The sequence below is a fragment of the Roseateles sp. NT4 genome, from assembly GCF_051857475.1.
GTDB lineage: Bacteria > Pseudomonadota > Gammaproteobacteria > Burkholderiales > Burkholderiaceae_C > Pelomonas.
The window spans coordinates 530362-541966 of record NZ_JBPZGZ010000002.1 but is presented as its reverse complement, the minus strand read 5'-3'; the positions used below and the strand labels follow the sequence as shown (position 1 = coordinate 541966).

10 protein-coding genes are annotated in these 11605 nt (G+C 68.0%); 5 read left to right on the top strand and 5 right to left on the bottom strand.

What is annotated here, in order from left to right; all coding sequences use genetic code 11:
• Window positions 1-20: 20 nt before the first annotated feature.
• Together ACS5PN_RS12120 and ACS5PN_RS12115 are read left to right on the top strand one after the other, a co-directional pair.
• Window positions 21-692, top strand: coding sequence for a response regulator (locus tag ACS5PN_RS12120; protein ID WP_439464207.1), 672 nt, complete (start codon window positions 21-23; stop codon window positions 690-692).
• A gap of 88 nt (window positions 693-780) precedes the next feature.
• Complete coding sequence (locus ACS5PN_RS12115) at window positions 781-2307, top strand: sensor histidine kinase (RefSeq protein WP_439464206.1); 1527 nt, start codon at window positions 781-783, stop codon at window positions 2305-2307.
• On the opposite strand, the gene rodA is transcribed toward ACS5PN_RS12115, so the two are convergent.
• The 5 genes from rodA to ACS5PN_RS12090 all read right to left on the bottom strand — a co-directional run bounded on the left by rodA (window position 2285) and on the right by ACS5PN_RS12090 (window position 8133).
• Entirely contained in the window at window positions 2285-3439 is a 1155-nt protein-coding gene (gene rodA, locus ACS5PN_RS12110) for a rod shape-determining protein RodA (protein ID WP_439464205.1), read from the bottom strand. The genes ACS5PN_RS12115 and rodA overlap by 23 nt on opposite strands.
• Window positions 3436-5427: a penicillin-binding protein 2 gene (mrdA, locus tag ACS5PN_RS12105; RefSeq protein WP_439464204.1), complete on the bottom strand. Its 1992-nt coding sequence runs from the start codon at window positions 5425-5427 to the stop codon at window positions 3436-3438. Before mrdA ends, rodA begins: the two co-directional genes overlap by 4 nt.
• A gap of 6 nt (window positions 5428-5433) precedes the next feature.
• Complete coding sequence (gene mreD, locus ACS5PN_RS12100; RefSeq protein ID WP_439464203.1) at window positions 5434-5955, bottom strand: rod shape-determining protein MreD; 522 nt, start codon at window positions 5953-5955, stop codon at window positions 5434-5436.
• Window positions 5956-6061: 106 nt separating this feature from the next.
• The gene (gene mreC, locus ACS5PN_RS12095; RefSeq protein WP_439464202.1) at window positions 6062-7066 is read right to left on the bottom strand and encodes a rod shape-determining protein MreC; all 1005 of its coding nucleotides are present in this window, start codon (window positions 7064-7066) and stop codon (window positions 6062-6064) included.
• Between the two features lie 23 nt (window positions 7067-7089).
• Complete coding sequence (locus tag ACS5PN_RS12090) at window positions 7090-8133, bottom strand: rod shape-determining protein (protein WP_056191483.1); 1044 nt, start codon at window positions 8131-8133, stop codon at window positions 7090-7092.
• Between the two features lie 210 nt (window positions 8134-8343).
• Here ACS5PN_RS12090 and gatC point away from each other — a divergent pair, with 210 nt between their 5' ends.
• Genes gatC through gatB form a run of 3 tightly spaced genes read left to right on the top strand, consistent with a single transcriptional unit; the run spans window position 8344 to window position 11602 of the window.
• Window positions 8344-8643 carry an Asp-tRNA(Asn)/Glu-tRNA(Gln) amidotransferase subunit GatC gene (gatC, locus tag ACS5PN_RS12085; RefSeq protein WP_439464201.1) on the top strand — a complete coding sequence of 100 codons (300 nt, stop codon included), beginning with the start codon at window positions 8344-8346 and terminating at the stop codon, window positions 8641-8643.
• Window positions 8640-10130: an Asp-tRNA(Asn)/Glu-tRNA(Gln) amidotransferase subunit GatA gene (gene gatA / locus ACS5PN_RS12080; protein ID WP_439464200.1), complete on the top strand. Its 1491-nt coding sequence runs from the start codon at window positions 8640-8642 to the stop codon at window positions 10128-10130. Before gatC ends, gatA begins: the two co-directional genes overlap by 4 nt.
• Window positions 10131-10132: 2 nt before the next feature.
• Window positions 10133-11602 carry an Asp-tRNA(Asn)/Glu-tRNA(Gln) amidotransferase subunit GatB gene (gene gatB, locus ACS5PN_RS12075; protein ID WP_439464199.1) on the top strand — a complete coding sequence of 490 codons (1470 nt, stop codon included), beginning with the start codon at window positions 10133-10135 and terminating at the stop codon, window positions 11600-11602.
• The last annotated feature ends 3 nt before the right edge of the window (window positions 11603-11605 follow it).

Sequence of the window (11605 nt, the reverse complement as noted above, 5' to 3'; positions counted from 1 at the left end):
GCGGCGGAGACATAAAACCTATGCGCATCCTGATTGCCGAAGACGACCAAGTGCTGGCCGATGGCCTGTTGCGGGCCCTGCGCGCCTCGGGCTATGCCGTGGACCGGGTCACGACGGGCACCGAGGCCGATTCGGCGCTGGCGACCCATGAGTTCGACCTCGTCATCCTCGACCTCGGCCTGCCGCGCCTGCACGGCCTGGAGGTGCTGCGCAAGCTGCGCGCGCGCGGCTCGACCATGCCGGTGCTGATCCTGACCGCGGCCGACAGCGTCGAGCAACGCGTCAAGGGGCTGGATCTGGGCGCCGACGACTACATGGCCAAGCCCTTCTCGCTGCAGGAGCTGGAAGCGCGCGTGCGCGCCCTGACACGGCGCGGCCTGGGCACGGCCAGCAGCCTCATCAAGCATGGGCCGCTGACCTTCGATGCCACCGGACGTGTGGCCTATATCAACGACCAGATGCTGGAGCTGTCGGCGCGCGAGCTGTCGCTGCTGGAGGTGTTGCTGCAGCGCGCGGGTCGCCTCGTCAGCAAGGACCAGCTCGTCGAGCGCCTGTGCGAATGGGGCGAGGAGGTCTCGAACAACGCCATCGAGGTCTACATCCACCGCTTGCGCAAGAAGATCGAGCAGGGGCCGATCCGCATCGCGACGGTCCGCGGCCTCGGCTATTGCCTCGAGAAGATCTCGTCCTGATGGGACACCCCGCCGGCCGGGTACAGCCGTCGACCCTCCGCGAGGGTCGGGCCTTGCTCGGGAGCGGCCCAGCGCTGCGGCCCGTTTGATGCCAAACAAGGAAGGCGCCAGCCCCCAGCAGGGCTCGCTGTTCGGCGAGATCCTCGACTGGATGCTCGCCCCGCTGCTGCTGATCTGGCCGATCAGCGTGGCGCTGACCTGGCTGGTGGCCCAGGGCATTGCCAGCCGACCCTATGACCGCGAACTCGGCGAGATGGCGCGCAGCCTCGGCCTGCAGGTGGCGGCCGAATCGGCGCCGAGCAAGGGCCGGGACCGCTATGCGCTGGCGCCCGAGGCGGCCGCCCTGCTGCGCGCGGACGCGTCGGACACGGTCTTCTATCAGGTGCTGGGCCTGCGCGGCGAGTTGCTGAGCGGCGACGCGACGCTGCCGGTGCCGACCGAGGACGCGCCCGTCGTGCCCTGGGAGCTGCATTTCCGCGACGACGAGGTCGGCCCTGACGCCGTGCGCGTCGCCTATCTGTGGATTGCGCCCGAGGGCCAGGCCGGGTCAAGCAAGACCATGCTGGTGCAGGTGGCCGAGACCCTGGGCAAGCGCGCGCGGCTGACCAACGAGATCATCAAGGGCGTCATCCTGCCGCAGTTCGTCATCCTGCCGCTGGCCGTGCTGCTGGTCTGGCTGGCATTGGCGCGTGGCATCTCGCCGCTGAACGAGCTGCAGCGGCGCATCCGCTCGCGCGAGGCCTCCGACCTGTCGCCCATCGACGAACAGCGCGTGCCCGACGAGGTGGCACCGCTGGTGCAAGCCATCAACGACCTGCTGGCGCGGCTGGACTCGTCCATGAGCCGGCAAAAACACTTCCTCGCCGACGCCGCCCACCAGCTGAAGACGCCGCTGGCCGGCCTGCGCACCCAGGCCGAGCTGATCCAGCGCGAGATCGACGCCGGCCGTGCCTCGCCCGATGAGATGAAGCGCTCGCTGGCCCAGATCGCCCGCGCCAGTGAGCGGGCGGCCCACATGGTCAACCAGCTTTTGTCCATGGCACGCGCCGAGGATGCCGAGCAGGCGATGAAACGCGAGCCGCTCAGCCTGGCCGAGATCGCCATCGACACCGTGCGCGACTTCGTGCCGCGGGCGCTGGAGCGGCGCATCGACCTCGGCTACGACGGCGTCGTGCCGGACGACAGCCGGCTGCGCGTGAATGGCCAGCCGGTGCTGCTCGGCGAGCTGATCCGCAACCTCGTCGACAACGCCCTGCTCTACACGCCGGCGGGCGGCCTGGTCACGGTGCGGGTGGTCGAGGACCCCTTCGGCCAGGTCGTCGTGCTGCAGGTCGAGGACACCGGGCCGGGTATCGCGCCGGCCGAGCGCGAGAAGGTCTTCCAGCCCTTCTACCGGTCGCTGGGCAGTGGCGTGGAGGGCTCGGGCCTGGGCCTGGCCATCGTGCAGGAGATCGTGCAGCAGCACGAAGCCGAGCTGACGCTGGACGACACCCGCCTGCGCCGCGCGGCGGGCGGCGAATCGCCCGACGGTCAAGGACCGGGGGCGCGCTTCACGATCCGTTTTCCTGCCAAATTGCCGGCGGAACCCGCGGCTATGTCTTCACCAGCTTCCTGACCCGCGCGATCGACAGCAGCAGGCCCAGCGACAGCCCTAGCGTCACCATGGCCGTGCCGCCATAGCTGATGAAGGGCAGGGGCACGCCGACGACGGGCAGGATGCCGCTGACCATGCCCATGTTGACGAAGACATAGGTGAAGAAGGAGAGCGTCACCGCCCCGGCCATCAGCCGCGTGAACAGCGTCGGCGCATCCGACGCGATCATCAGCCCGCGCAGGATCAGGGCCGTGAAGCCCAGCAGCAGCGCCAGCGCGCCCATCAGGCCGAACTCCTCGCCGAAGGCCGCGAAGATGAAGTCGGTGGTGCGCTCGGGAATGAACTCCAGGTGGGTCTGGGTGCCCTGCATGAAGCCCTTGCCGGTCACGCCGCCGGAGCCGATGGCGATCTCGCCCTGGATGATGTGGAAGCCCTTGCCCAGCGGGTCCTTGGACGGGTCCAGCAGGGTGCAGATGCGGTGCTTCTGGTATTCCTTGAGCACCGGCCATTTGAGGTCGGGCTGGCAGATGGCGTCCTCGCTCAGCACGAGGGTGGTGGCGCCGGCGGCGGCGAGCACCAGGGCCGGAACGATGAGCTTCCACGGCAGACCGGCGAAGAAGATCACGTACAGGCCGGCGGCCAGCACCAGGATGCCCGTGCCCAGATCGGGCTGCTTGGCGATCAGCAGGAAGGGCACCAGCAGCAGGCCGAAGGCGGCGATGAAGTCCGGCCAGCGCAGCAGGCCTTCGCGCTTCTGGAACCACCAGGCCAGCATCAGCGGCGTGGCGAGCTTGAGCAGCTCGGACGGCTGGATCTGTGTGACGCCGATGCTGAGCCAGCGCGTCGCGCCCTTCTTGGTCACGCCGAACAGGGCAGTCGCGATCAGCAGCACCACGCCGAAGGTGTAGAGCGGGATGGCCAGGGCCATCAGCTTCTGCGGCGGCACCTGGGCGACGATGAACATCAGGCCCAGGGCCAGCACCATGTTGCGGGCGTGGTCGGGGAAGCGGGTGCCGTTGTCGTAGCCGGCCGAATACATGCACAGCAGGCCCCAGCAGCACATCCACAGCACGGCGATCAGCAGCGGGATGTCAAAGCCGATGAACCAGGGCCGCAGGCGTTGCCAGAGGGGTGGGCGTTCGATGACGGTCATCGCGAGGCTCCGGAGGCAGGGGCCAATGCCGAGACGGCCGGGCCCGGCAGCAAGGGCACGTCCGCCGCCTTGCGGGGCGTGCCGATGGGCGCGAAGGTCTGGCCCAGCTGCGTCTTGGCAATGTCTTCCTCGCTGGGGTACTGGCCCAGCAGCAGGTAGTCGAACACGCGGCGGGCGATGGGCGCGGCCGAGGACGAGCCCCAGCCGGCGTTCTCGACGATGACGGCCAGGGCCACGGTCGGGTTGTCCACGGGCGCGAAGGCGACGTAGAGCGAGTGGTCGCGCTTGCGCTCGTCGGCCTTGATGCTGCTGTACTTCTCGCCAGCCTTCAGGCCGACGGCCTGGGCCGTGCCGGTCTTGCCGCCGCTCTGGTAGCCCGCGCCCAGGAAGACCTGCCGCGAGGTGCCCTCCAGCGTCACGCCGTTCATCGCGTTCTGGATGACGGCGACGTCGGCGGGCTTCAGCGGCAGGGCGGGGAGTGCGTCGCTGGCGACGCGGCGCTGCTCGTGCTTGACCACGTCCTCGATCTCGCGCACCAGCCGCGGCTTGTAGCGCTGGCCGCCCGAGGCGATGGTGGAGTAGGCCGTGGCCATCTGCAGCATGGTGAAGTTGTTGTAGCCCTGGCCGATGCCCAGGGAAATGGTCTCGCCGGCATACCACTTCTGCTGCTCGGGCTTCTTGAACTTGCGGCGCTTCCACTCGGTGGACGGCAGGTCGCCGGTCACCTCGCCCTGCACGTCGATCTCGGTCTTGCGGCCCAGGCCGAAGGGCTCGAGCTGGTCGTGGATGAGGTCCACGCCCATCTCGTTGGCCAGGCTGTAGAAGTAGACGTTGGACGAGCTGACGATGGCCAGGCGCATGTCCTTGGGGCCGGCGCGGTCGGTCTCCGGGCTGCCGAAGGTGCGGCCACCGAAGCTGAAGGTCAGGTTGTCCATGATGACCGTGCTGGGCGAGCGCTTGCCCGTGTTCAGCGCGGCCATGGCCATCAACGGCTTGAAGGTGGAGCCGGGCGGGTAGGTGCCGCGCAGGGCGCGGTTCAGCAGCGGCTTGTCGATGTCCTCGTTGAGGTCGCGCCAGGAGTCGGCGTCGATGCCGTCGACGAAGAGGTTGGGGTCGAAGGTGGGCTTGGACACGAAGGCCAGCACCTCGCCGTTGCGCGGGTCGATGGCCACCAGCGCGCCGCGGCGCTCGCCGAACAGCTGCTCCACCAGGGCCTGCAGCTTGATGTCGATGGACAGGTTCAGCGTGTTGCCCGGCGTGGGCGGCTTGTGGTCCAGCCGGCGCACGGCGCGCCCGCCCGCACTCGTCTCGACCTGTTCGAAGCCGGTCACGCCGTGCAGTTCCTTCTCGTAGGCCTGCTCCAGGCCCAGCTTGCCGATGTATTCGGTGCCACGGTAGTTGGCGAGGTCTTCCTCCTCCCAGTCGTCCATGGTCTTCTTCTCGGCCTGGTTGATGCGGCCGATATAGCCGATCAGGTGGGCGCCGACGTCGCCGAGCGGGTAGGAGCGGAACAGCCGCGCCTTGATCTCGACGCCGGGGAAGCGAAAGCGCTGTGCGGTGAAGCGGGCCACCTCTTCGTCCGTCAGCTTGGTGCGGATGGGCAGGGAGTCGGTGTGCTTGGCCTCTTCCAGCAGGCGCTTGAAGCGGCGCTTGTCGCGCAGCTGGATCTCGATGACCTGACCCAGGGCCTCGATGGTGGCGTCCAGGTCGGCGACCTTCTCGGGGTTGATTTCCAGCGTGTAGGCCGAGTAGTTGCTGGCCAGAACGACGCCGTTGCGGTCCTTGATGAGGCCGCGGTTGGGCACGATGGGCACGACGGCGATGCGGTTGGACTCAGCCCGCTCGGCAAAGCTGTCGTACTGCGCCACCTGCAGCCACAGCAGGCGCGCCACCAGCAGGCCGAAGCAGAACAGCACGAAGGCACCCGCGGCCAGCACGCGCATGCGAAAGCGCGACAGCTCCTGGTGGAGGTTCTTGAGGACGACCACGTCGGTTTACAGGGGCCGGTGGGCGTCGCGGTCCGGCGCACGGCGCTGCGGTGCCAGCAGCAGCAAGCTCGCCACCGGCCACAGTGCGGCCTCGAAGACCGGCGCCAGCAGCACGCCCCAGCCCGGCCACATGCCGCCGACGATCATGCGCACGATCAGCGCCAGCGCGTGGGCGGCGAAGAACAACGGCAGCACCTGCACGGCCTGGGCACCGATCGGGAACCAGGTCAGGCGGCGGTGCAGGGTGATGGCGCCGAAGCTCAGGCCGCTGTAGGCCAGGGCATGCTGGCCCAGCAGGGCGCCGTCATGCACGTCGATGGCCAGGCCGAAGATGAAGGCCCACAGCACGCCGACGCGGCGCGGCTGGTGCACGCCCCAAAACACCAGCACGACGGCCAGCACGTCAGGCATGGCCGCGATGCGGCCGGCCGGCACCATGTCGATCATCATGGCGACGATCAGGGTCAGGCCGATGAACCAGGGGTTGGCCGGCAGCAGCAGCTGGTCGGCGGCGCGAGGCATGATCATGCCGAGGTCTCCACAATTCGCTCGCCGGGCCGCCCCAAGCGCGAATTGGCCCCCTCGGGGGGCCGCCTGAGTGTCAGCGAGGCGGGGGGCAGACAGTCCCGCATGATCATTGGGAGGCTCCCGAGGCCTTGGCGGCGGCTCTTTCAGCAGCCTTCGCGGCGCGCTCTTCCTTCTTGGCCGCGCGTACGGCGGCCTTGGTGGCGGCGGCGGACGCGGCTTCCTCGGCGGCAGCGACCTCGGCCTCCTTCTTCGCGTTCAGGTGGCGGTCCTGGGGCAGCAGGATGAGCACGTGGCGGGCGCTGTCGGGCTGGGCGATGGGCGCCAGCAGCACCTGGGCAAAGCTGGAATCGCCGCGCCGCTCGACGATGGCGACCTTGGCGACCGGCAGGCCCGGCGGGTAGACGCCGTCCAGGCCCGAGGTCGTCATCAGGTCGCCCACCTTGATGTCGGCGTTGGCGGCCAGGAAGCGCAGCTCCATGCCGGCACCGTCGGAGCGGCCGGCGGCGGCGTTGCGCATCTGGGTGCGGGCGTTCAGCAGCGGGATGGCGGCTTCCTTGTCGGTCAGCAGCGTGACCTCGGCCGACAGCGGGTAGACGCGCGTCACCTGGCCCAGCACGCCGGCCTCGTTGATGACGGGTGAGCCGGATGCCACGCCCTGCGTCGCGCCACGGTCGATGACGACGCGGCGCGAGAAGGGATCGGGGGCCTCGAACAGCACTTCCGCCGGCAGCGAGGGCACATTCAGTGACGGCAGCAGGCCCAGCAGCTTGCGCAGGCGGTCGTTCTCGGCCTGCAGGGCCTCGGCGCGCGACAGGCGCTCGGCCTGTTGGGCGAGCTGCCGCTTGGCCTGATCCTCGGCTTCCATGGCGCGCTTGGTGCCGCGCAGGTAGTCGCCCGCCGTCTCCCAGGCGTCCACGGGCGTCAGCAACAGGCGCTGCACCGGGTGCAGCACGAGGGCAAAGGTGGCGCGCACCGGCTGCATCAGCTTGAAGCGGGCATCCGCCACCATCAGCAGCAGGGCCAGCGCCGAACACAGCGCGAGCTTGGTCAGCGCCGACGGACCCTGGCGGAAAAACGGCGGGGGGGTGCGGTCTAAGGTGCCGAGGGGCATGGCGCGCGCGGCGCTTTAAGGGCTTATTCCGAGGTGAAGATCGAACCCAGGCGCTCCATGCGCTCCAGGGCCATGCCGCAGCCGCGCACGACGCAGGTCAGCGGGTCTTCGGCGACCAGCACTGGCAGGCCGGTCTCTTCGCCCAGCAGGCGGTCCAGGTCACGCAGCAGGGCGCCACCGCCGGTCAGCATCATGCCGCGCTCGGCGATGTCGGCGCCCAGCTCGGGCGGCGTCTGCTCCAGCGCGTTCTTCACGGCAGAGACGATCTGGTTCAGCGGGTCAGTCAGGGCTTCCAGGATCTCGTTGGACGAGATGGTGAAGCTGCGCGGCACGCCTTCGGAGAGGTTGCGGCCCTTGACTTCCATTTCCTTGACCTCGGAGCCCGGGAAGGCGCTGCCGATGTTCTTCTTGATGGCCTCGGCGGTGGGCTCGCCGATCAGCATGCCGTAGTTGCGGCGGATGTAGTTGATGATGGCTTCGTCGAACTTGTCGCCGCCGACGCGCACCGAACCCTTGTAGACCATGCCGCCCAGCGAGATGACGCCGACTTCCGTCGTGCCACCGCCGATGTCGACCACCATGGAGCCCGAGGCCTCGGCCACCGGCAGGCCGGCGCCGATGGCGGCGGCCATGGGTTCCTCGATCAAGTAGACCTCGCTGGCACCGGCGCCCAGGGCGCTCTCGCGGATGGCGCGGCGCTCGACCTGGGTGGAGCCGCAGGGCACGCAGATGATGATCCTCGGCGACGGCTTGAACGTCTTCGAGTCGTGGACCATCTTGATGAACTGCTTGAGCATCTGCTCCGTCACCGTGAAGTCGGCGATGACGCCGTCCTTCATCGGGCGGATGGCCTCGATATTGCCGGGCACCTTGCCCAGCATGGCCTTGGCCTCGCGGCCGACGGCCTGGATGGTCTTCTTGCCGTTGGGGCCGCCCTCGTGGCGGATCGACACCACGGAGGGCTCGTCGAGGACGATGCCTTTGCCGCGCACGTAGATCAGGGTGTTGGCGGTGCCGAGGTCGATGGCCAGGTCGGTGGAGAAATAGCGGCGCAGGGAGGCGAACATGGTGTGACGCGAGGAGCCTCGCGGACGGCGCGCGACTCGAAAACGGGGGGCTGAATAAGCAGCGAGGCCGCCCGGCCGGCGACGAAATCCGTCGCTGAAAGGGCAGCCCCGAAGGCCATGAAGATGGGCGGCGATAATAACCGATCACCTTTGTTTTGAGCCCGCCGCCACTGGGTTTTCGGCTCAATCCTTACACCTGAAAACGCACCCATGAGCCTCACCCACGAAGACGTGAGCCGCATCGCCCATCTGGCCCGGCTGGAACTGCAGCCGGCCGAGTCGGAGGCCCTGCTGGGCAATCTGAACGACTTCTTCAAGATCGTCGACCAGATGAGCGCCGTCGACACCGCCGGCGTCGAGCCGCTTTACACGCCGCTGTCGGCCATCCAGCAGGTGCAGCTGCGTCTGCGCGATGACGCCGTTACCGAGAGCAACCAGCGCGAAGCCAACCAGCGCAGCGCCCCGGCCGTCGAGGACGGCCTCTTCCTCGTTCCCAAGGTCATCGAATGAAGCCCGTTCACGACATGGGCGTGGCCGAGTTGGCCGCCGCCCTGAAGAGCCGTGCCCTGTCCAGCCGCGAGGCCACGCAAGGTCTGCTGGACCGCATCGCCGGCCACGACAAGGCCCTGGGGGCCTTCCTGCACGTCGATGCGGAGGGCGCCCTGGCCCGCGCGGCCGCGGCCGACGCCCTGCTGGCGGCCGGCCATGGCGGCGTGCTGACCGGCATCCCGCTGGCCCACAAGGACATCTACGTCACGGCCGACATGCCGACGACGGCCGGCTCCAAGATGCTGGCCGGTTACCGCAGCCCCTTCGACGCCACGGTTGTCGCCAAGCTGAATGCGGCCGGCACGGTGTCGCTGGGCAAGCTGAACTGCGACGAGTTCGCCATGGGCTCGGCCAACGAGAACAGCGCGTACTTCCCTTCGCACAACCCCTGGGACGTCAGTCGTGTGCCAGGCGGCTCGTCGGGCGGCTCGGCCGTGGCCGTGGCGGCGCGCCTGGTGCCCGCCACGACCGGCACCGACACCGGCGGCTCGATCCGCCAGCCCGCCAGCTTCACGGGCATCACCGGCATCAAACCGACCTATGGCGTGTGCTCGCGCTACGGCATGATCGCCTTCGCCTCCAGTCTGGACCAGGCCGGCCCCATGGCCCGCACCGCCGAGGACTGCGCCCTGCTGCTGTCGGCCATGAGCGGCTTTGACGAGCGCGATGCGACCAGCGTGCAGCAGCCGCCCCAGGACTTCCACGCCCAGATGCTGGCCGCCCGCGAAGGCGCCACCGCAGCCCAGCCGCTGAAGGGCCTGCGCATCGGCCTGCCCAAGGAGTTCTTCCCGGCCGGCCTGTCCGCCGACGTCAACGCCGCCGTGCGCGCTGGCCTGGCCGAACTGGAGAAGCTGGGCGCCACGCTGGTGGATGTCAGCCTGCCGCGTACCGAGCTGGCCATCCCGGTCTACTACATCATTGCCCCGGCCGAGGCGAGCTCGAACCTGAGCCGCTTTGATGGCGTCAAGTTCGGCCATCGCGCTGCCAAGTACGGCGATCTTCTCGATATGTACAAGAAGACGCGTGCCGAAGGCTTCGGTCCCGAGGTCAAGCGCCGCATCATGATCGGCAGCTATGTGCTGTCCCATGGCTACTACGATGCCTACTACCTGCAGGCGCAAAAGCTGCGCCGCATGATCGCGGATGACTTCCAGCAGTGCTTCAAGCAGTGCGACGTCATCGCGGGCCCAGTGGCGCCCACCGTCGCCTGGAAGCATGGTGAGGGCAAGGACAACCCGACCCAGGCCTATCTGGCCGACATCTTCACGCTGCCCGGCTCGCTGGCCGGCCTGCCCGGCATGAGCGTGCCGGTGGGCCTGGGCGCCGGCGGCATGCCGGTCGGCCTGCAGCTGATCGGCAATTACTTCAAGGAAGGGCAGCTGCTGCACACCGCGCACGCCCTCCAGCAAGCCACCGACTGGCACCAAGCTGCTCCGGCTGGGATCTGAACATGCCTACATCCAAGCTCATCCGCGGTTATGAGGTCGTCATCGGCCTCGAAAACCACGTCCAGCTCTCCACGCAGAGCAAGATCTTCAGTGGCAGCTCGACCGCCTTCGGTGCCGAACCCAACACCCAGGCTTCGCCCGTGGACCTGGCCCTGCCCGGCACGCTGCCGGTGCTGAACCGCGCCGCCGTCGAGCGCGCCATCCGCTTCGGCCTGGCCGTGGGTGCCAAGGTGGCGCCGCTGTCCATCTTCGCCCGCAAGAACTACTTCTACCCCGACCTGCCCAAGGGCTACCAGATCAGCCAGTTCGAGATCCCGGTGGTGCAGGGCGGCGCGGTCGAGTTCTTCGTCGGCGACGTCAAGCACAAGGTCAACCTGACCCGCGCCCACCTCGAGGAAGACGCCGGCAAGAGCCTGCACGAGGACTACCACGGCCAGTCGGGCATCGACCTGAACCGCGCCGGCACGCCGCTGCTGGAGATCGTCTCCGAGCCCGACATGCGCTCGGGCGCCGAGGCGGTCGAGTACGCCAAGACCCTGCATGCGCTGGTGATGTGGCTGGGCATCTGCGACGGCAATATGCAGGAGGGGTCCTTCCGCTGCGACGTCAACGTGTCGGTGCGCAAGCCTGGCGACCCCTACGGCACGCGCCGCGAGATCAAGAACCTCAACAGCTTCCGCTTCCTGGTCGATGCGGTGAACTACGAGGTCAACTGGCAGATCGACGAGATCGAGGACGGCCGCAAGATCCAGCAGGCCACGGTGCTCTACAACGACCAGACCGGCGAGACCCGCGCGATGCGCAGCAAGGAGGACTCGGCCGACTACCGCTACTTCCCCGATCCCGATCTGCCGCCGCTGGTCATCGCGCCGGAATGGGTGGAGCGTGTGAAGGGCGAGATGCCCGAACTGCCGTCGGTGATGGCGGCGCGCTTCGAGACTCAGTTTGGACTGACGGAATACGACGCGATGACGCTGACTCAGAGTCGTGAGATGGCGAGGTATTTTGAAGACTGCGCTCTGACTTGCGGTCAGCCTAAGTTGGCCGCGAACTGGATTCTGGGCGAACTGAGTTCAGCGTTGAACGAGAGCAGCTTGTCTATTGAGCATTCGCACGTTGACCCGATCGCGCTGGCGAACATCATTGAGCAAGTGGTTAAAGGCCGGATAAACGGCGGCGGTGCTAAGACTCTGTTCCGTTCGCTGTGGGCTAAAGAGGCCGCTGAATTTGCGTCCATCGTTGACCGCATCAGCGAAATCATTCGAGTAAGAGATCTGGAGCAGGTCAGCGACACCGGCGCCATCGAGGCCATCCTCGACGAGGTGCTGGCCGCCAACCAGAAGTCGGTCGACGAGTACCGCTCGGGCAAGGACAAGGCTTTCAACGCCCTGGTCGGCCAGGCCATGAAGGCGACCAAGGGCAAGGCCAACCCGGCCCTGGTCAACGAGTTGCTGAAGAAGAAACTCGGCTAAGCG